Raw genomic sequence first — 21,403 nt, forward strand, 5'->3', positions numbered from 1 at the left:
TTTCATTACATGGCAGTTTGTTTTAAGTTATCAAAAGCTAGCTTTCCGAAATATTACAAGTCGGACTAGCACATACTAAGGAACAGTTGGCTGAAGCTTACATAACGGAGGTCTCATCATGGTATTTACAATCACAATTATCATCGTTGCACTGTTTGCAATATGGGGAGCCGTCGCTCCTGATCAGCTGGCGGATGTGGCTAATGTTGCCTACAACTTCTCTATTCAGAATTTTGGCTGGTTTTATTTGCTAGCGACACTGTTCTTCCTGGTCTTCGCTTTTTATCTGGCGTTCAGCCGATTTGGCGGTATTAGGCTTGGGGATGACGATGATGAGCCGGAGTATTCTACGCTTTCCTGGCTGTCCATGCTGTTTAGCGCTGGTATGGGCATTGGGCTGGTTTTTTGGGGAGTAGCTGAACCGCTGTCCCACTATTTATCTGCCCCTGAGGGGGCGGTACCCGAAACAACGCAAGCAGCCATACTTTCAATGCGTTATTCCTTTTTCCACTGGGGGCTGCATCCTTGGGCTATCTATACCGTCATCGGCCTAGCGCTTGCTTACTTCCAGTTCCGGAAAGGATACAAAGGGCTGATCAGTTCCACCTTTATTCCTCTGATAGGTGAGCGTCTTGCTGCAGGCTGGCTTGGAAAGGTCATTGATATTCTGGCGGTCATTTCCACCATTTTTGGTGTTGCGACCTCGCTTGGGTTGGGTGCACTTCAGATCGGCGGAGGTCTGAATCACTTATTCGGTATTCCTAACTCGACTCTGTCTCAGGTTGTCATTATCATAGTTGTAACCGTACTGTTTTTGATCTCGGCAACCACCGGTCTGGATAAAGGGATTAAGATTCTGAGCAACACCAACCTCGTTATAGCTGTGCTATTGATGATGTTTGTTTTAGCGACTGGTCCGACTTCTTTCATATTTGACACATTCACGACAACCTTGGGCAGTTACATGCAGAACATTATTAACATGAGTTTGAGACTAACCCCGTTCTCAAGAGAAACCTGGATTGGAGCATGGACGTTATTTTACTGGGCATGGTGGATCTCGTGGGCTCCTTTTGTCGGCACTTTTATCGCAAGGGTATCCAGAGGAAGAACCATAAAGGAATTTGTAATTTACGTCATGGTTATTCCAAGTCTTTTCGGATTTATCTGGTTCTCCGTCTTTGGCGGAACAGGACTTCACATGGAATTGTTCAATGCCGCTCATCTGGCGGAGGCTGTCAAGGAAGATACAACAACCGCTTTATTCCTTATGCTGGAGCAGCTGCCTTTGGGCACGATCGTGGCATTCATCGCCACAATGCTGATCATGATCTTCTTTATTACGTCGGCTGATTCAGCTACCTTTGTACTGGGTATGCTTACTTCAGATGGCAAGCTGGACCCAAGTGCAAGAGTGAAATTAACCTGGGGAATCATGCAGTCCTCCATCGCGGTAGTACTGCTAATCAGCGGGGGGTTAACTGGCCTCCAGACGGCATCCATTGTAACCGCATTGCCGTTCGCTATTGTCCTTATCGGTATGTGTTTCTCCCTGCTCAAGGCTCTAAAGGCTGAGGACAAAGAGCGCCGTCAGAAGGAAAAACGGCAGCGCCAAAAGCTGAAACGACTGCTGGAGGAACAAGAAATCTCGCTGAATGAAATTTCCGGCAGGTAATGTATACTTGATCTCAATAGAGATGGTACCTGCCTTAAGGCGGGTGCCTTTTTATGCAGACTGTAGCGTAATTTTTCAACTCTTACATTCACTCAATCGGATTTGACCAAACTAATGACCTTTTTACAAGGACAGCAAACTCTGTTCTCTACCAAGCCGCTAAATTAGGGACTTAAACAATTTATCAGCTTTCATTTATGAAAGGTCTTAGTGGTCAGAGCATTGCTATATTAAGTTATGTAGATCCCATGACCGTATATTAAATAATGGATGCTATACTCCCTAATGGATCGACATTTGTTAGTGAAATGAGGGAAAGTTCACCCATGTAGTACAAAACGTGGGTGAACTTTTAGTTTGATGAGGTCCACTGTAATAAACTAAAAATATGAAGCCGCCCAAGAGATTGGCTGCCCTATACTATTTTCTACATAATAAGTGCTTACCAAAGATACAAATCTTGCCCCATTAATTTAAAAATAGCTTCAATAAAGTAATAATCTCCATAAATGATGGACTGGTGATGTTCTTTTGCATGATAAGCCGATGATCCATTCATTAAGATGCAGTCACAGTTCTTCGTCCAGTCAGCCCGAGCCTCATCTAATACTTTTAAGAGCTTGATAGCAGCGCTCAGATAAAGTTCCTTCTCATGCAGCCCGACAACCTTGGATATTTCAATGAGTCCACATGCAGCAATCGCTGCGGCCGTGGAGTCTTCATATGCGGGTTCTTTTGGTTGCCTAAAGTCAACAGGAATAATCCCATTTTCTGGAATGTTGGCGATAAAATAATGAGCAATGCGCTTTGCCGTATTTAAGTATTCTTCTTTGCCAGTATGAATATAGCTCATCATAAAACCGTAAAGTCCCCACGTCTGACCTCTGGTCCAGGAAGAGCCGTCCTCATATCCCTGACCGCCATACGTTTTAACGACTCCCCCATTAAATGGGTCGAATTCAACAATGTGATTGACGGATCCGTCTGGACGTACAAATGTTTTCATTACTGTATCTGCATGCTTCATGGCAATCTGCTTGAACCGAGGATCGCCGGTTTCTTCAGTGGCCCAATAAAGAAGCGGAATATTAAACATACAATCAATAATCGCCCAACCTCGACTATCTTCTTCAGGAAGGTCGTTCCATGCTCGGATAAATTCCCCTGCTAGGTTATAGCGACCCGCCAGAAGATTGGCTGCATGTAGCGCCCTTTTTCGGGACTGTGGATTTTGGGTGATCTTATAGTTTGTGACACTGGTTGGCAGCCACATAAACCCCACATCGTGATGCAATCCGTAATACTGCTGCAGCCCGGCATCCAATTTATCTTCTGAGAGGTTCGCATACTTTTTGTATTTCTCCTGACCAGTTAGATGATACATTTGCCACATCATCCCCCCCCAGAACCCATTGGTCCACCAGTTGATTCCGTCAGCGTGCATCCCGCTTGGATTCTGGACTGATCTGTCATCATGTACTCCATTTATGGTCGTATAAGGAATTTTATCCTTCGATTTCTCGCTCACCCAGTCCATTTTTTCGGTTATACGTTGAACGACTTCTTGAAGCCAAATACTCGATTTCCCTATGGTTAACATGGCTATTCTCCTGCTTTCCTTATATAGTTTACTCTTTCTAACCGCTTAGGTTATACGTTTCAATCTTCTAATTTTCTTTCATCTAGGCATATAAAATTGGGGGAAGTTTAGTTGTGTATAATTGCACTTGTGAAAACAGGAGTAGCAATGCTAGATTTGGCTCTCGTATAGTTGTCATTAATAACCAGACTTATGAGAGAACGGTCATCCATTTGAGCCATTCTAATATTGACCAATAGAGATTACAAACGAAAAGTGCAAACGGACCGAGGAGATTTTCAGGAGGGAATTACTACATTTATGCTCCAGTTCCTCAGCGCAATTCTACTTATACTCGTTGTACTTTTACATTACCGACGTGGGGTCCGAGAATAAGATCTTTGTCTTTAGATAAATGTTCGCCATTCACCACCACATTCTCGAATCTCACGTTCTCTACCTTGCGTGTTTCATCGTAGCCTTCAATATGGGAAGGATTCAGACAACTTCCGTTATACTTAATGTTTTTGAAGAGAACATTGCGGATCTGTTTACCGGGAGCGGGATTGTATTTCGGATTTTGCAGCACTCTCACATTGAACAATTCTCCCAATTCGAAGGGTTCAATACGGATATTCTCATATACCACATTCTGTACTGTATTGTTGTCTCCCGCATTGATTGCCAGACATCCCCAGTAATCCGGCTGTGGTTCGTGATGCTCGAGGATATCAATATCGCTGAATACAATATCCTCAATCACATCTCCATCTCCTTCATAGTTGCCATGTGTGCCTATATTGGCTGGGTGCGCCACATCTGCCCACAAGATCGAACGGGTAACACGAACCCTCCGCGTATCGCCTCGATATTCATCCCGTGAAGCATAGATCGCAATACAGTCATCAGAAGTACGCAGAAACACACTGTCGATGGTTACATCTGAACAGGCCATCATATCAATCCCATCTGACCATCCCCGGGTGCTGAAGGTTTTGATGTTACAAATATCTATAGAATTGGATTGTCCGATCAGGACTGTATAATGGGGCGGATCGATGACCGTGATGCCTTCAATGGATATATTTCGGGCATAACTGATTTCCACCCCACGATAAAAGGTCGTTTTCTCAAAATCGGAAAGGTACAGAATTCCTCTGCCACGAATGACCACGTCCTCCACGCGGCTACAAATAAATCCTCCATAGATTACTGCGCCACCGGCGATATAGATCATAGTATTCGAAGGTACCTCTAAACGGGATGTATCAAAATGATGGAGACCGGGTTGAAAGTATATCACTTTGGATCTCACTGTTGAACTCATATCTGCCAAATTCCCCAGAATATCTGCCATGTTATGTAATCCCGGTTCAAGCGGCAGGACACCGTCATCCGAGACTTGCGGGACATCCTGCTCCAGAGCATTAGCAAAAATGTTCAGATTGTGGAATCGATCTCCGTTCACTTCCAAGGATAGTTGCTGCGGACCCTCCAGATGAAGCGACATACGGTTTGCTTCCAGCTTACAGCTTAACCCTGTTGAGATTGGGCGGATGATCGCCGCCTGAACACTCCCTTCATTCTTTACAATCTCCAGTTCCACCGGTCCAGAACAATCAAACGTCACCATCGATGCATTGCGGATGTCATGCATATCGACCTTCACATTGTAGCTGAACAAGGGCTGCCACTCCCCATGCGGCTTGCGGACACTCACGGTGAAGTCAGGGTTGACTACGGCACCAGCCGGGGCTGGATAAACCACTAAATCGGTATTAACAGTCTGCATATCCGTTCTCCTCCATCCCTAGAGATGAGCCAGTTAGCAGATGAGCACCGTTCCCACGTTCATCTGCTAACGATCTTGTGTTCATCCCTGAAAGTCATTTTTATTTACTGCGCTCCTCGTAAATCTGTTGGGCCTCATCCAGTTCCGACTGTCCTCCCGAGTTCAGCCACTGTGACCGGAAATCATCAAAGTCTTTGTCTGTGTTGGCTTCACCGGAGATTGCTTTAATATAATATTGTGCCTGCAATGTATTTAAGATGGCCTCATACTGGGCTTTGGTCTTCATTACCGTGGACTGCATCAGATCACTCAGGACAGTAACGCCCTCTACATTAGTCAATTTCTCTTTGAAAGCCAGCTTTTCAGGAGAATAGTGATGTTTCATCATGGAACTTACTTTGGCACCGAATGGATTATAGAAACCTGCACCCAGTTCACTCATTAACTCCGTACCCGCCGCGGCTTCCGTAACAACCGCCAATTCGCCCTCCAGATTATAGGAGTTTCCTTTTTCGCCAAACACCGTCGTCAAGTAACCTTCCGTATCCGTTGTGACATACTCAAGAATTTGCAGAATTTTGATTCGTTTGGCTTCATCCTTCTCCAGCTGTGCTCCAAACAACAACGGAGGCTGCAAGGCTCCGTTGGCCATCGCATACTTCTTGCCATCTGGCCCAGAGAACGGAACACCGGGAACAAGTTCAATGCCTTTATCTTTGGAGATCAGGCCAAAATATCCATCATCATACAGATGGTGCCACATTCCCGTCTCGATGATGCCCGTTCGCAGACTGACAAACTTGGTTTGAATCTCGCTATTACCATCGGTGATAAATTCAGGATCAATAATGCCCGCCTTATACCATCCATTTAGCAACTTCAACGCATTGCGAGCTTCCTCTGTAATTGCGCCATAAGTTACTTTGCCATTCGCGTCCAGTTTGAACTGGTACGGAGCTACTCCGTAAGCTGCGAACACCGTATTGAACAGCTGTGCCTGGGCATCTTTGCCTCGTCCGGTCAAGCCGTACGTATCTTTTTTACCGTTGCCGTCCGGATCATTATTCATGAATTTGGTCAGCACATCCTCAAGCTCAGCAAGATTCTTTGGCGGTTCAGTATAGCCAATAGCCTTCAGCCATTGTCCGTTGTATGCGGGAATAAAACCCGTTGCACCTTCCCCCCATACCTTGGGAACACCCCAGTTCTTGCCGTTGTATGTACCTGGGTCCCATGCATTTGGATCAACGCTCTCCACGTCCGCCGTGTATTTAGGCATGTATTGCTTGATCTCCTCTTGGGATACACTCGCAAGGATACCTTGATCCGCCCATTGCACCACATCGCCTACGGTGCCGTCTACGGAAATAATATCCGGGATCTGGCCGGAAGCCAGCATGACGTTGAATTGTTCTTTCCAGGTTGCCGTCTCGAAGGAGATATTCTTGAACTTCACATTAAATTTCTCTTCCAAAAACTTCTGGACGTAATTGTTATCGGCTTTGGGGATATTCCAGTTGTTTGCGATTGAAATCTCAATTGGCTTCTCATTGCCCCCATCGAAAGTTTCACCTGTACTGTTATCAGTAGTCGCACCACCACTGCAACCGCTCACAAGTAATGAAACCGACACCACTAGGCCCAACATACCGGTAATGAATTTCTTTTGTTTCATTTCTGAATTCCTCCCTTTTGATCTAACTATTTGCATATTGAATCAAGACGCCCTGAGACAGCTTGAATGAACCCCTATCAGCCTTTGAGTGAACCTACCATCGTTCCTTTTACGAAGTACTTTTGCAGAAATGGATATACAATAATAATGGGCAATGCCGTGAACATCAGTGTAGCGGCTTTGATCGGTTCCTGATAACCCAATTCTGAGCCCTTAACGTCTGCCGCGAACATGGATAGATTTTCTCCTGTGATTACCACTCGTCTCAAGAACGTCTGAAGCACTTGCTTGGAAGGGTCCTGAATGTATAACACCGCGTCAAACCAAGCATTCCAATGCCCTACCGCAGACCATAGCGACAACGTGGCAATAACAGGCATCGATAACGGGAGAACCAGCTGAAACAGAATACGCAGATCGTTCGCTCCGTCGATTTTGGCCGAATCCTCCAGCTCATCAGGGATGTTCTGAAAGAAATTACGCAGAATCAGCATGGAGAACGTACTGATTAACCCCGGAATAATGTACACCAGCCGCGAATCCAGCAGCCCAAGGGATTTGATCAGGAAGTAGGAAGGAATCATCCCACCGCTAAAGAACATCGTGAACACAATTAACATCGTATACACATTGCGATGCGGCAAGTATTTACGGGATAGCGGATATGCTCCAAACGACATGAACAAGATTGAGCAAACGGTCCCCACTACTGTACGAAAAACGGTGTTTCCGAACCCCATCCAGATATCTTGATTGCCCAGTACCTTCTCCCAGGCAAACAAAGATACCTGCTGTGGATACAAATGGATGCCCAATCTCAATGCTTCTGCCGGTGTACTGAACGAGATCGATAGCATATGGACAAACGGATACAGCATGACAATACACAAAATAATCATGAACATAATCAAACAAGCCTGAAAAAGGTTACTGCCCCTGCTATGCTTCACTGCCTTGTCCTCCAATCTGGTTATTCTGTTTAGAAGAGCCCCTGCTGTCCAAACCTTTTGGCCATATAGTTCGTTGCCAGTACCAGCGCAAAAGCAATCACATTCTTGAACAGACCGACCGCTGTCGTCAGGCTGAACTGGAAATTCTGCAAGCCTACCCGGTAAACATAGGTGTCCAGAATATCCGCCACACTATAAGTCGCAGGTGAGTAAAGGTTCAAAATCTGATCAAAGCCGGCATCCAGTACATTGCCAATGCGCAGGATAAACATCAGCACAATGACCGGCATAATTGTCGGAAGCGTAATACTGAGGGTCTGCCTCCAGCGACTCGCTCCGTCCATCACAGCAGCCTCATACATTTCGGATTGTACACCTGCAAGCGCAGCCAAATAGATAATCGTGCCCCAGCCGACTTCTTTCCAGATCGCCGAAATGACCAGTGTTGACCGGAAATGATTCGGATCTCCCAGAAAATAGACCGACTCCAATCCCACAAGCTGGAGCAGATAATTGACCACACCGGACGATGGAGACAACAGTGTGATTAATATCCCCGAAAGAATGACCCAGGAGAAAAAATGCGGTAGATAGGTCAGCGACTGTGCTACCCTTTTGAAGGCACCTGACCGGATCTCATTGATCAGCAGTGCGAGTATAATCGGCGCCGGGAATCCAAACAAAATATGCAAAAAACTGATGACGATTGTATTCTTCAGAATCCGCAAGAAGTCAGGAGATTGAAAGAACAAAAACTCGAAATGTTTGAAGCCCACCCACGGACTTCCCCAGATTCCATCCATAATCCTGAAATCTTTGAAGGCCAGTTGAATACCGTACATTGGGCCGTATGCAAAGACCGCGTACCAAATCATCACCGGGGCAAGCAGCAGAAACAGATATCTGCACTTCTTGTATTCCCTCCATGTTGCTGCCCATTTTGACGGCTGTCCATTAAATATATTTTTTTTGCCGTCCACTTCCGGATTGTGCACCGGGTTCATGATAACTGCTCCTTTCCAACCATCCAAAATTCCTCAAGCCACACTTCAATCTTAGAATTATGTAAGCGCTTTTTCTATTGCAAGTTCATTCGATTCCTTATAAATTCTTTCACGGTTTCTTATAAAATCTATAGAATTCATAAAAAATGACCGCTGCTTGGGTAACATTCGTTAGATGCTCCAAACAACAGTCATATTCACCTTACCTTCTACCTCCATACTTGCTCGTGCTATTCCTTATCCAGAGAGATTGAATCCAGCGCTACCAGCTGGGAATTCCGATACTGTACAGGCGTTACGCCGTAACGTGATTTGAATTTGCTGTGAAAATACTGAGGATTCCGGTATCCGACTTGCGTTGCAATAACCGACACCGAGAGACGTGGCTGATCACGCAGCAGATCCGCAGCTTTTTCCAACCGCAACCGAGTTACATATTCCGTAAAAGATTCTTTAGTCCCTTCACTGAAAAGTGTAGAAATATAAGCAGGGGCGAGTGAAACCTCCTTCGAGAGGATCTGCAGGGATAACTCTTCATGCAGATGATCTGCAATATACACCTTCAACGTACGAATCACATCCATATGTGCGTGGTTACCGGCATACTTTAAATGTTCCGTAATCTGCATGCAGAGTCTACGTATCCCTTCAACCGTATCGATCAGCGTATCCTTTTTCAATTCATCAAAGATATTGGAATGCGGCAGAAAGTGCTGTAACTTCAACTCAAGCACCGATTGATACAATTGCATCATTAATTGCAGCACAGCGAGCTCCGCAGTCTCGATCTGCATATGACCATCCTGAAGAACCTCCAGAAAGTGGTTAATGAACTCAGCAACTGCTTCCTGATCCCCTGCCTGTAGTGCATTTTTGAAATGATCGTATTGAAACAGATAAGGCGCTGTACTCATCGCCAGAACTCTGGAATACGTAACGATGGAATCTTTTCCATATAAAAAATGATATCTGCTTGCCTGCTTGGCCATCTGATAAGAATCGGCGAGCGCTTCTGGATGGTCTACCCTACTCCCAATAGCCGCGCCAAACCGGGAATCCTGCTCAGCAGAATACTGAGCTTCCAGCAAATCGGCCATAATACGGTCTTCTGCGTCCTGCTCATCAGGAGAAATATAATAAATGATAGCTGCCTCATTCTCATTCAATGGAACGAAGATGCTGTGTAAAGACCGATTCATCTTTTCATAACGCATCTTCAGACCTGCACTGCCTTCATTTGGAATCCGGAGATAGACGGTGCAATAGTGATATCCCGGTTGAATGAACTGTTCCGCTTCGATCTCCAGGCTCACGCCAAGCAAAAGGTTTTTCAAATCATTTTTTCTGGCTTGGGTTTCGAGGTTTACGATCTTTTCCTCCATCAGATGAAAGGTGCTTCCGATAAAAGCGTACTCATTACCTAAGGACGTGACAGCACTTGATGTATGTAAACCTTTGATCTGCATCATCAGTCTCTTTACCGGAATGTAGAGTTGTTTGGAGAAAAAGAACGATAGTAGCAAACCAAATAGAACAACTACGCCGCAACTAATTACAAGACTGTTTTTCAACTGTTCAGAGGACAGGACAAACGAGTTCATCGGACGATACATCGCATAAGTCCAATCCTTCTGGGAGTTCGCGGACTCCAGATAAGACAGCACGGCTTTGCCTTCCGCTCCTTCAATAATCTGTTCTCCGCTTTGATAGTTGTGAATGGTATTCTGCAATAGACCACCGAGAGCCTCATTATACTCCCCCGTGTGAAGAAGCTCTTTACCGGAAGAGTCGAAAATATACAACTGATCTGCCGGAGAACTCAAAATTCGGGAAGCCGCCGTCTGCAGATATTCCACCCCTACATCCATAAAGAAATAACCCATGGTTGGCACGCCAGGTGTCTCGTATGGCAGTTTAATCACATAGGTCATCACCTTGCTTCCATCCGCCAAGGTCCGAAACAGCCATTCTTTAGGTTTTACTTCGTTCAGCTTCATAATGAAAGCTGCATCTTCGGATGTATCACTCTTCATATGAAAGTTGCTGGCATCCACGACATAATGATTGGCCGGAAAATAAACGGTAACATTGGTTAGCCCTTCATTTTCAATCCTGTAGAATTCCAGTTCCTGCCGAAAGGATGCAATTCGACTCAAATTCCCCTCCCAACTCTTCGTTAACAGTAGATTCAAGTTGAAGTTATTCTGAATAAACCGAATGGATAGTGCTTTATTCTGCAGGTTGTCTTCATATTTCTTTAATATCGTCTGCTCGATATAATCCTTGGCGGAAACCAGGCGGTTTTTATTGTCTTTGGCAATCTCATCCTCCATCATTTCATTGGCCTGGGTATACCAATACCCACCCATGATACCGATCAGAACCACAGACAGAACAGTATATGACAATATAAATTTGATAAAGATGGTTTTTCTGTATTCAGGCATTTTCATCCATCCCCTTTAGCTTCGCTCATCGTGCACTATCCAGTCCCTACAATAATGTATGCGCTATCATAAATGAGATCAACAATGGTTATTCATATTGCTTAAGCTATCAAAATCATTCTCTAAAATCCAGTATAAAATCTTTAACTTTATTCTAATTTCTTTCAACCCTGTCCCGGACCTGCACTTATCTGGTACAAAACAAAGCAAAAAAAATGCCCCAAAGCCTCCTTGTATAGGAACTTCGGGACATAAACATTGAACACGTGCTTTCTTGCAGACAAGCGGATTCGTCAAAATGCATTATTAGGATGGTTCGAGCTTCCACTGCTGGTTACTACTTAACAAAAATCTCCATTGCTGAATCAGAGCTCCTTCTGCCGAAGATGCATTCACCACGTCAGCGGGTTTGTTCGAATGCACAGGAGTGATTCGATAATAACCCTGCCCTGTAGGAATGAAGGCAAACCTCTGATTATCACCGCCATTATTGCTCCACAATTGAAAGTTGGCCCCATGACTCAAGGCACCGCTTGCTACATCCAGCGAAAGCCCGCTCTGTACATTTTTGATACTGTATTGGCCACCGCCAAGATGAGTCACGTTCCACTTTTGATGGGCTCCCCCCGTGTAGGTGGATTTTCGAACTTGTGCACCGCTTGAAGTACCCGCTGCTTCCATAGCTTTGCCATCCAGACGCACAACAAATCGGTACGTGCCATTAGCTATATTCCCATTGGGAAGTGTGGCTGAACCACCTCTACCCGCCGGACGAGTATATAGAAGTGTTCCAAATCCAAGCTGATCAAACGTTGAAGGATAAGCGGTGTTCGGGCCTTCCTCTGGTCTCATCAGGTTGGCACGAGCAGCAATGTTGGGTACGGATAGACCCTTACGTTGTGCATAGTGGTTATAGATCATCTCCCAAACCGGACGGTACTCATTACGGCTCGCACTCGAAATCACAGTCTGGGTCTGAACAGCACCGTTTGTTCCAGAGCCCCATTCATAGGTCGCAAAAGGGACATTATCATCTCCATTGTTATACTTGGCAACGTATTCTGCAGCGCGCAGGAAACGATTGTTCGCCCATCCATACAGATCTTCCCCTTGATTCCATGCCATTTCATTGATTGCACCCATCAATCCAATCCCTAATATCGTGTGTGCCTGGTCACGTCCGGATTCCTGCCATTGTGCAAGCCCGTTCGGATGCAGGAAAGGAATTGCGTTATAGATGGAGCCATTTCCATTACCGTGCTTCAAATATTCAATGCCTACTTCATAGATGTCACGGCGGTCACAGAAAATACCAATCGCAATCGTCGCCGCCATGTTGCTCAGATCCCAGTTCGCCCAGTAATTCTGGATGTAGGCGTCGTTGTGGTCACCGCCGAATTCATTGCCAATAAGAAAGCGTTCATTAAGCGGCTTGTAAAATACATTTAACAGCATATTTTGCATCTGGGTCACATTGAACCCATGGTAATCCCGCATGATCTCCGCTGCGTTAGCCATCTGGTAACCGTATATTCCGGACGCCAAGTAACGGTCGGCATTACCGGTGAGTGTCGTTAGCGTCGATGACCATGCATTCAGAATGTCACGGGCAGTATCACCGTTAGCCGTATTACCACTGATTTTCCATCGCAGAGCATTCTGATATGCACGTGCTATATCGTTATACAGCAAGGCGACATTGTCGCCTGTCCCCCCTCGGATAATTGTAGACTTCGCACTCGGAGTCCAACCAGACTCTGAAAGCGGACTGTTCAGCAGCTGATTCCATCCATCCAGATAAGGCTGCGCACCTGCGCCAACCATCTGCTGCATGCGGTTGAAATCTGCCTGTGTATGCAGAAGACCAGGGTGCGTAAATTCAGCTGCTGCTTCTGCCTTTGCCGCAAAGCCAAATCCGAACATCCCCATACACAGACTGAACACCATAGTAACAATCAAAGTTTTTTTCATCCTGCACCAGCAACTCCTTTCATCCTTCTTCGTTCGTTTCCGTCTTGATAACCAGTGCCTGTATTGCCTGAAGCAACTCATTAGCTGCGGAATCAATCTGTGTTTGGGTGCTATCAGCATCTTCCGCTATTTCCGTGGCCAGTAATTTGGCCGCCAACATGGCGGTAAACCCAGCCTCATCATAGATTTCCGCCTCTAATGTACCTGTTTGTTCCAGTAGCTTTACCAGCAGGGTTGGGTCTGTGGGCTTGCTGTACAATTCCAGTTCGGCCACATTGGCATAGCCGCCCGGTGAGTAGTACCTCAGATATCGGAACGCTGTATCGTTGGTTATCTGAGCCGTATACCATTGGACGCTGCTAATCCCGCTGATGGTATTCAAATCGGTGTAATGTGTACCATCGTTAGAACCCTGCAGAATAGCTCCGTTAACTCGCGTAATTTCTGAGGCCTTACCGTTTCTCGGATAAAACTTGAAGCTCGATAATGACTCGGCCTGATTTTCTCCCAAATCAATATCAATCCATGATACAGCATCCATTGTATCGGTAAACGTATCGACATTGCTGTCCACGGCACGCCAACCATTCTGCTCTTTGGTCCCCTTATTCTGATAGACTGGCGTGGAAGCCGCCACCATGGAAGGCGTTACGCTGATCTTCTGTGCAGGCAGAGAATCAAGAGAAACCAGCTGCTCTTGAGCTTGGTACAGCTCCTCCAGTAAAGCGGGCCGATCGGATGCAGGATGGTTAAAGAGTGCTCGAATCCGCTCAACCTCTTGCATGTATTTGTAATAGCTTCCCTTGGTATATCCATCCGGGCTGACTACCTTGGAATCGATGCTGCGAATATCATATTGTCCGTACAATTCCACTTCTGCCACATTACCGTTCCAGGCAGCGCTGTTGTAAATTCTCAGGTATCGGTAAGCATCATGATCAATTATTCTGTCCCCGCCAATGTAAGTCCACTTGCCTTCTGCTGTTCCTGTGACGGCTGAAATCAAGTTCGTCCAGCTGTTATTGTCGTTCGATCCTTGCAGGACGACTCCATTCATTCTTGCAGGATAGGAGGCTCTGGGCATCAGCATCATATCGCTCACGGTAACCGATACATCTGGTCCAAAGTCCACCGTATAGTAGGCTCCGGCACCAGTAGCCAGATCGCCATAAGTGCCCATATTGCCATCGAACAATAGATACCCTACCTGTTCCTTGCTCAGTCCCCCGGTACCATATTGTTTATCCGAAGCTGTTACTGTGGCCAGCCTGGATACATCGAGGAGCTTGGACTGGTTCACCAAATACAGCGAAGATTGATCCGTCGTGAAGAGGGCAGGACCTACCGACAGCCCATTAGCCGTTTTGTAATCGATGGCAAAGCGGATAGGACCTGTAGGCGCAAGATTGTCCATGACTGCCGATGCCGTCCAGTTCAGGTGATCCGTTGAATGTACCGTTGCTTCCTTACCTTGAATCACAGCCTGCACATCATGAATCGGTTCGGTGGATTCAAAGGTCAGCACAACCGTATTGCCTGTATCAACCCGGTTCTGTACGCTCTGGGGAGAGTTTATTGAGAGCGATTGAAGTTTATTATTCGTTTCATGGCGTTCACCAAATATTCTGAATTCGGACAACTCCAGCATGGTACTGGATGGCTCAATCATCTGAATCTTAAAGAAACGGAAAGGCGTATTCTTGTGTGCTTCGCTGACCTCCAGTGTCTGCATATCTTCAGACACGACAGTTAACTCTGGAGTTAGTCGTGTCCAGCTTTCATTATCATTGGAGCCAAAAATCGCAGTACCGCCGATCCGCTCGGGAAAACTCGCCCTTACCTGAAGGGAGAAGGCATCTGCACTCACCTTATAATCCGGTCCAAAATCCATGGTGTGCGTCAAATTGACGGCGTTACCATAAAATGCAAAACTCCCCGCGTAATTATCCAATAAATTTAGCGTTTCATTGTAGAACGTTGCGGCAGTCAGCATACTGGAATAGTCCATACTTCCATCCTGAAGCTGCGGTGTTAACTCCCGGAGATCTGCTACCGCAGATCTCAAATCCACCAGCTTTTGCAAAAACTCGTCATCCGAAGCCGCTGCTATTACGTCCATGATATCAGCATATATGTTATTGTAGTGCGTTAAACTCGCCGATACATAGGTGGTTTCCGGGTTATAGGGAGCAATTACTGCAGCAACGGCAGATGATCGGTTAGCGCTCACAACGACCCTGACTTCTTTGGCTGTGATGGAGGTTCCATCCGTTGCTCCTAACACTATGGAATAGGTCCCGACCTGCTCCGGCCTCCACGAAAAAGCCCCTCTACTTTCGTCAAACACAGCCCCCTCAGGCTTATGATCGATCTGGTAGGTGACGGTGTCGCCTGCGCCTGCGTCCGTTGCAGAAAAATCGTACTGCAATGCAGCATCTGACCCGACATACGAATACAGATCAAGAGAGGTTCCGCTATCGTTAAAGACAGGTGGCGTCAGCTGTTCACCCGCTTTAAGATGGATGTGATCCATATTCACTACAGTGCCCGCTCCCTGAATTTTGAAATACGTCAGATCACTTAGACTTCGCAGGTTGTGCATGGTATAGGTTACATATTTCCACTGTCCCTGGGTATTCGGCAAAATCAAAGGAGCATCGTCCCACCCATTGATCACAAGCTTGGCTGTACCATTGGTCCGTATTCGCAGTCCTATGGTTTTGACGGGAGTGCTGGTGCTGACGATGGAGACTCGACTCCCTTCTTCCGTGGCTGTAATCTCTACAAAGGATGTTGCACCCTCTTGTTTGATCTCGGAATGAGAATCCAGACTTGTAGCCCGGTGTTCCATTTCATTCCAATCCGCATTCGTCGATACTTTAGGAAGTGTTGTTGCACCTTCAGTCGCTGCTTCTGCAGGGATAAACATCCAATAATCAGCGCCTCCATCTGGAGATTCCCAATAAAAAGGCAGTCGCTTCTTAAACATATCGGCATAGTAGGGAGCTTCCTCTTCCATATCTACGCCTGCCGCATATTTGTAATAATAGTAGAGACCATAGACGTTGCCGCCAATACGTCCTCTGTACCCTTCAGCCAGCTCCTTATAGATAATGGTCGGATTGCCATCGGCATCCGTATGAGCCGCCACCGGTGTCCATGGCGTATCATGGCCCAGCATGAACTGTGCAAAATAATCGGCCGCCTTCAATATCCTTTGATCCAAATATTCGTAGGAAGTGACCGCATTCTCCGCACTGGACACCGTTCCTGCGACTGGATCGACCTTGGTTCCCTGTGCTTCCAACAGGCGGGCCAAGATCTCCACATTGGTGATATCCCCAGCGCCGTGGGCCTGATCCCTACCCATCTCCACATGCTGAACTCTCGGTGGAACCACCGCTTCACCTGTCAGAATATTAGTATCCACCCATCGAAATAACTGCTTAATCGAGCCATTTTGTCCTTGATCCACAGCGGTCTCATTCACGGTAAACCATTCCACGCCCTCATTGTAACGGTCACGGTTTCCTGTGAAAATATATCCTGACATGGCTCCAAGGAGGGGATACAGATGCTGGTTCATAAAATACCCGTTATGATGCTGGAATGTATCAATGACCGGATAGATGAGATTATTGCTAAAATCTGTTGTGTCCTGATCTGTCCATTCCAGATCTTGCGTTGTGCTGCTCGTATATCTTAAAATCTCTGCTGCTGTCACCATCCGATTCAGTGGAATTCCAGTGTGAATATGCGAATCGGTGAAATAGCTGTATTTTGCCGGGTCCATCTGAGACCAGATTCGGATGATGCCCATCGCATTAGCTCTGTACACCTGTTCCCCTGTTACATAGTACATGATGGCCTGCGTGTAGGCCTTTAAGCTGTCTGCTATAAATTTGGAGTTAAAGGATTGGCTGTTAAAATTCACGCTGCCAGGCTTTGTCGGATCCGAACTGCTCTGATTGCTGGACGTAACGTTTCTGGATGCGGCTCCAGACTCGGTCATTCGATTAAAATAACTGTACCAAGGCTCCTGCTTTGCCAGCACCTGTGTACGCATATTCTCCAGAATGTCCTTGGTAAGCCCAATTCCCGGATGCTTGAAACCGCTTGCATCAATTTCCTCATAAATCGTTGGCAGATATTCTGCTGCCATATTCTCGTTGAGAGATGCCTCACCAGATACCGGATAAGGATAACCCGCTACAACCAAACTAACGATTAACATAAACATTACAATACACTTGGCCTGGTTTTTTAAGCCGCGCTTTTGCCGAGATGCCATTTACACTCCTCCTTCATGTCGTAGACTTGTGTGCCATTCAATTCGTTATGAATTGATGTTTCGTTATTCTCTATAACATTGCAGGATTTCACAAGTTGCGTCCATTGCAAAATCATTCAATTTGTTAAGATATCTTTCAAATCATCAAGGCAGCGTTAGCTGAAACAGGCTTAAAACAGCTCACATTTCGTTTTATGAGTGCAAAAGAAAAAGCACCCTGAAGGATGCTCGAAAAATGATGTTTGACCAACATCGTTAATGCTTGTGCCTTCTGCCAGTTCAGGAGTTTACAGAGTAAATAAGTCTCTAATGATCTTTGCCTCCGGATCTGTATGTTCTGACGCAATTTAATTCTCATTGACGATTTAATACGCTCATGGTCCACTCCCTGTTTACCTTTCAATGGTGTCCGTTGGCTCATACAATGTGAACATTTTCATGTAATATGGTACTTAGTGAGGTTTTAACTACATCGCTTATTATTTAGATATACACCTAATCGGTAATCGGACCATGTTCTTGTCAATGCTCCCAGGAATATTCCTTCTCTTGGCATATTGTTAACGCAGCACTGTGATATCCTTTCTAGGTAAAAATATCCATTGGAGCCGTACGAATATTTCCCTCGGCGGCTTGACAAATACGTTCATTCACTTCTTGGGATCCACGGCATTATCGAGCTCTCCCAGTATAAAATGTTGGATGCAATTTGCTAGTTGTTTCGCATGAGTTATTACAAGCATATGATCGGCCCCTTGGATTTCGGCAAACTGAATTGCAGGGACACGCTTGAAGTGCTCGGCGATATTATACATGTCCGGCCATTCTATTGTTCCTTGTATGAATAGAGTACTTACTGCAATTTTCTCTAACCGTTCAATCGTAGGCGGCTCTGGCCACAGGACCTCAAAGCATCTCCACTCGGTAAATACCCTTGCCATGTAGTGAGCATGCATTTCACTCAGAAAACTCCCATGGGGGCTAGCCATCGTAGCCCGATAGATCGGTCCGGCCAAGGACAACTCCACAAGTTTAGAAATATCGGGAGCGGCCGCATTCACCGATGTCATATAATTGGTAAATTCCTGCGAATATACATATCCCGTCAATGAAGGGGCAATCACCACAAGTTGTTCAACCATGGAAGGATATGATAACGTAAAATCAGTCGCGACTTGCCCACCCATGGAATGGCCGACAAGTGTGGCACGGTCTAGCCCGAGATGTTCGAGAAGTTTGCGCAAATCCTCCACAAGTGAAGTTGGCTCTTGCATAGCAGGGGAGCGCCCCGTTCCTCGACCATCGAAGGTAATGACCTTGAAGGATTGCGCTAGTTCCGGCACCATATACCTCCACACCCTTGAGTCGACACCTCCCGAGTGAATCATGACTATTGGGGATCCATCCCCTTCGATTTCGTAAAAAAGTTCCACTTGTCATCCTCCTCAATAAGATAATAGTATCCTGTTTATCTTCGAATCTAAAGATCCCTCTTACGCGGTGCAATGATTTGACTTGGAATTTTAAAATGTCTCAGAAGGTATCAAAGTAAAACATGCCTGAAGGAATCGGGCAAGATGAGCATGAAGAAGGACTGAGATCCAAGCTAGTAGGCCTGGCTGCTCTTCTTGAGTAAGGAGTTTCTCTCAGAATCATGACAGATCTACTTTTTATTTATTTAATTGATGAAGCTAAGTCCTGAATCTCTTGTTCATTAATTATATTTTCCTTCGCGTGGTTAGTCACAATGATAACAATTTTCCAATTATCCTTTTCTAAATAAAGGTATGGGACATGATTTAATTCAGTACTGGTTATAAATTTAGCTGTCCCACCTTGAATTGATAATTCTTTAATGACCACCACATCGGTAGTTTTTGCAAAAAATTCAGGCTGTCTGTTAATATTATAATTCGCAATGACTTGGTAGTAACGATACTGCGTACGGATAGAATAATCGTACCCCAGTGGCTTATCACTTTCTTTTCTAATCCAAACTTCTTTTTTACCAGACATTTTTTCCAATTGATGCGGCCATGGAATGGAGATCCCAAGCGACTTCTCTGCCTCTTTTTTATTTGAAACTTTAAACCGAGTATCGCCTGCAGTATCTGTCCAGGAAAATCCGACTTCGGCGTTTTTCCCGTTCTTAATTAGTTTGACTTCTAAAAACTGTTCTATGAATGCTCGCACCGGTGTTTGAAATACTACAAAAAAGAATAGTAACCCCAAAATACATGCAGCAATAACACCTTTTCTATAGATCCTTTTATGTTTATGTCTAATATTTTTATTTGAGTATTGTTCCCATACATTTTCGAATAGAACAGATGAATGGCTAGATTTGATATTGTTATGTATAGCATGTTTGATTTCCGTTTGATTAATTTCGCTCATAGGAAGCTCTCCTTTTTCGAGATTCTATGGTTTCACTTTTCAGGATCTGTCTGCGAAGTGTAGTCAATGCAGTATGCAGTCTTGATTTGCAGGTACCTATAGATACACCTAATATTTCAGATACTTCAATTAGCTTTAATTCAGTATAATAATGGAGTATTAAGATTTCTCTGCTCTTTAATGATAACTGGTCAATTTCTTTCCATAGCAGCATAGATTCTTCATTTTGTATAATTATATCCTCAATCAATTCCTTATCAGCTATTTCAGGTGTATACCCAACAAATGTTAACCATTTTTGCTTGCGAAGCATGTTACGCATCGTATTTATAGATATTTTGTAAATCCAAGGCTTTATCGGCTTAGTCGAATCAAAAGTATTAAACTTTCTAAAAACTTGAATAAAAGTCTCTTGTGTGATGTCATCAGCGAGTGTCTCTGATCTCGTTAACAGTAATGCGGTTCGATAAATATATTTGGAATAATCGGTAAATAGCTGCCCTGCTTCATCACGTGTGATTTCGAGTGCCATTATTTCTCCCCCCCCTTTTTGATGTTTTTCATCTTATATACACATTCAAGTAGGATTTGGTTCGGTAAAAATTAATTCCTGTTACGTGAACAAAAAGAGCCAATCAATTGATTGGCTATCTTCGTGTTTTATTGAGCTAACCTGCCCGTTAGCTTAATAAACTGAAGCAATTCGGTACAGTTCTTATAGAATTCTGTATATGGCTCATGTAAAATTCGTTGGCAGATTGCGATTGCGAACAGCGCCATACAGCATGGGAATAGTAATCAGAAGGCTGATGATAACGGGAACCAAAGACCCCTCAAGTCCAAAATCACCTCCAGTGAGAAGTGAAGGACCATGCACTTTCACAATTAACAGACCGGCTGTAGTGTGTCCAGAAACAGGAATACCAAGCAAACCTTCAAGTGCATTCCAGGAAAAGTGCAGACCCATGGCAAACCACAGGTTCCGTCGCCACATAAACGCGGCTCCAAGCAGAACACCTGCTTCTAAGGTTATGGCGAACGCGCTCCATAATGTTGCTCCTGTATTCCCAAGATGGGCTATTCCAAAGAATAGAGAAGTCACAGCGAGTGCGGCCCAGTTTCCCAGCAATTTATTCATGGCTTGAAACATTAGTCCACGAAAGATAAGTTCTTCGACAATGGCTGCGCCTAAAGCGGCTTCAACAGAAGCGATTAGAACAGTAACCGTATCCGCATCATTCGCCCATTGAAAGGAGTAACCTCCCAATGAAACAATAATAATAGCAGATAAGGCAATAAAGATAACCCCGGTTAGTGCTCCCATAACTGCTTCAACCCCTGCGCCCTTTCTGGATAACTCAGGAATGGACCGACGGGCTAAATATTTCATGGTAAGCATATAGACTATGATGGCCAGAAAGCCCAATGTTAGTGTCAACAGAAGAGAAAGCAAGCCCGGTACTTGCTCTGCTAGCGGCCGGATGAACGCATCCACAAGAATTATGCTGATAGCCCCCACAATCATCCAGATGATTGGAAAGCGCCAAAACAAACTCCATTTACTTAATTTCTCATCCATCTGCGAATGTTCTTTGTGTGCATATCTTTTCTTCATGTCTTGA

13 protein-coding genes are annotated in these 21,403 nt (G+C 45.1%); 1 reads left to right on the plus strand and 12 read right to left on the minus strand.

What is annotated here, in order from left to right; translation table 11 throughout:
- Nucleotides 1–118: 118 nt before the first annotated feature.
- Nucleotides 119–1,675: a glycine betaine uptake BCCT transporter gene (locus QF049_RS07410; protein WP_307536140.1), complete on the plus strand. Its 1,557-nt coding sequence runs from the start codon at nt 119–121 to the stop codon at nt 1,673–1,675.
- Nucleotides 1,676–2,117: 442 nt separating this feature from the next.
- On the opposite strand, the gene QF049_RS07415 is transcribed toward QF049_RS07410, so the two are convergent.
- From QF049_RS07415 to QF049_RS07470, 12 genes are all read right to left on the minus strand, one after another.
- A complete protein-coding gene (locus QF049_RS07415; protein WP_307536142.1) occupies nt 2,118–3,275 on the minus strand; it encodes a glycoside hydrolase family 88 protein in 1,158 nt (385 codons plus the stop codon).
- Nucleotides 3,276–3,603: 328 nt separating this feature from the next.
- On the minus strand, nt 3,604–5,046 hold the full coding sequence (locus QF049_RS07420) for a glycosyl hydrolase family 28 protein (protein ID WP_307536144.1): 1,443 nt from the start codon (nt 5,044–5,046) through the stop codon (nt 3,604–3,606).
- Between the two features lie 100 nt (nt 5,047–5,146).
- On the minus strand, nt 5,147–6,721 hold the full coding sequence (locus tag QF049_RS07425) for an extracellular solute-binding protein (RefSeq protein WP_307536145.1): 1,575 nt from the start codon (nt 6,719–6,721) through the stop codon (nt 5,147–5,149).
- A 77-nt stretch (nt 6,722–6,798) separates the two neighbouring features.
- Entirely contained in the window at nt 6,799–7,671 is an 873-nt protein-coding gene (locus tag QF049_RS07430) for a carbohydrate ABC transporter permease (RefSeq protein ID WP_307536147.1), read from the minus strand.
- Nucleotides 7,672–7,700: 29 nt separating this feature from the next.
- Nucleotides 7,701–8,675 (minus strand): ABC transporter permease, encoded by a 975-nt coding sequence (locus tag QF049_RS07435; protein ID WP_307536149.1) that lies wholly within the window; start codon nt 8,673–8,675, stop codon nt 7,701–7,703.
- Between the two features lie 230 nt (nt 8,676–8,905).
- Entirely contained in the window at nt 8,906–11,122 is a 2,217-nt protein-coding gene (locus QF049_RS07440) for a helix-turn-helix domain-containing protein (protein WP_307536151.1), read from the minus strand.
- A gap of 306 nt (nt 11,123–11,428) precedes the next feature.
- Nucleotides 11,429–13,093 (minus strand): RICIN domain-containing protein, encoded by a 1,665-nt coding sequence (locus QF049_RS07445; RefSeq protein WP_307536153.1) that lies wholly within the window; start codon nt 13,091–13,093, stop codon nt 11,429–11,431.
- Between the two features lie 19 nt (nt 13,094–13,112).
- The gene (locus tag QF049_RS07450) at nt 13,113–17,384 is read right to left on the minus strand and encodes a discoidin domain-containing protein (protein WP_307536155.1); all 4,272 of its coding nucleotides are present in this window, start codon (nt 17,382–17,384) and stop codon (nt 13,113–13,115) included.
- A 650-nt stretch (nt 17,385–18,034) separates the two neighbouring features.
- Nucleotides 18,035–18,817 (minus strand): alpha/beta fold hydrolase, encoded by a 783-nt coding sequence (locus tag QF049_RS07455; protein WP_307536157.1) that lies wholly within the window; start codon nt 18,815–18,817, stop codon nt 18,035–18,037.
- 241 nt (nt 18,818–19,058) lie between these two features.
- Complete coding sequence (locus tag QF049_RS07460) at nt 19,059–19,781, minus strand: hypothetical protein (protein WP_307536159.1); 723 nt, start codon at nt 19,779–19,781, stop codon at nt 19,059–19,061.
- A complete protein-coding gene (locus QF049_RS07465; RefSeq protein WP_307536161.1) occupies nt 19,768–20,313 on the minus strand; it encodes an RNA polymerase sigma factor in 546 nt (181 codons plus the stop codon). The genes QF049_RS07460 and QF049_RS07465 overlap by 14 nt, the downstream gene beginning before the upstream one ends.
- A 204-nt stretch (nt 20,314–20,517) precedes the next feature.
- Complete coding sequence (locus tag QF049_RS07470) at nt 20,518–21,396, minus strand: CPBP family intramembrane glutamic endopeptidase (RefSeq protein ID WP_307536163.1); 879 nt, start codon at nt 21,394–21,396, stop codon at nt 20,518–20,520.
- Nucleotides 21,397–21,403 lie beyond the last annotated feature (7 nt).

Origin of the sequence: Paenibacillus sp. W4I10 (assembly GCF_030816325.1) — a bacterium.
Classification (GTDB): Bacteria; Bacillota; Bacilli; order Paenibacillales; family Paenibacillaceae; genus Paenibacillus; species Paenibacillus amylolyticus_B.

Bases quoted from the DNA above. Each gene is read 5' to 3' on its own strand.
- QF049_RS07425 (WP_307536145.1), bottom strand. From the start codon at position 6,721: ATGAAACAAAAGAAATTCATTACCGGTATGTTGGGCCTAGTGGTGTCG.
- QF049_RS07450 (WP_307536155.1), bottom strand. From the start codon at position 17,384: ATGGCATCTCGGCAAAAGCGCGGCTTAAAAAACCAGGCCAAGTGTATT.
- QF049_RS07410 (WP_307536140.1), top strand. From the start codon at position 119: ATGGTATTTACAATCACAATTATCATCGTTGCACTGTTTGCAATATGG.
- QF049_RS07460 (WP_307536159.1), bottom strand. From the start codon at position 19,781: ATGAGCGAAATTAATCAAACGGAAATCAAACATGCTATACATAACAAT.
- QF049_RS07440 (WP_307536151.1), bottom strand. From the start codon at position 11,122: ATGCCTGAATACAGAAAAACCATCTTTATCAAATTTATATTGTCATAT.
- QF049_RS07445 (WP_307536153.1), bottom strand. From the start codon at position 13,093: ATGAAAAAAACTTTGATTGTTACTATGGTGTTCAGTCTGTGTATGGGG.
- QF049_RS07420 (WP_307536144.1), bottom strand. From the start codon at position 5,046: ATGCAGACTGTTAATACCGATTTAGTGGTTTATCCAGCCCCGGCTGGT.
- QF049_RS07470 (WP_307536163.1), bottom strand. From the start codon at position 21,396: ATGAAGAAAAGATATGCACACAAAGAACATTCGCAGATGGATGAGAAA.
- QF049_RS07465 (WP_307536161.1), bottom strand. From the start codon at position 20,313: ATGGCACTCGAAATCACACGTGATGAAGCAGGGCAGCTATTTACCGAT.
- QF049_RS07415 (WP_307536142.1), bottom strand. From the start codon at position 3,275: ATGTTAACCATAGGGAAATCGAGTATTTGGCTTCAAGAAGTCGTTCAA.
- QF049_RS07435 (WP_307536149.1), bottom strand. From the start codon at position 8,675: ATGAACCCGGTGCACAATCCGGAAGTGGACGGCAAAAAAAATATATTT.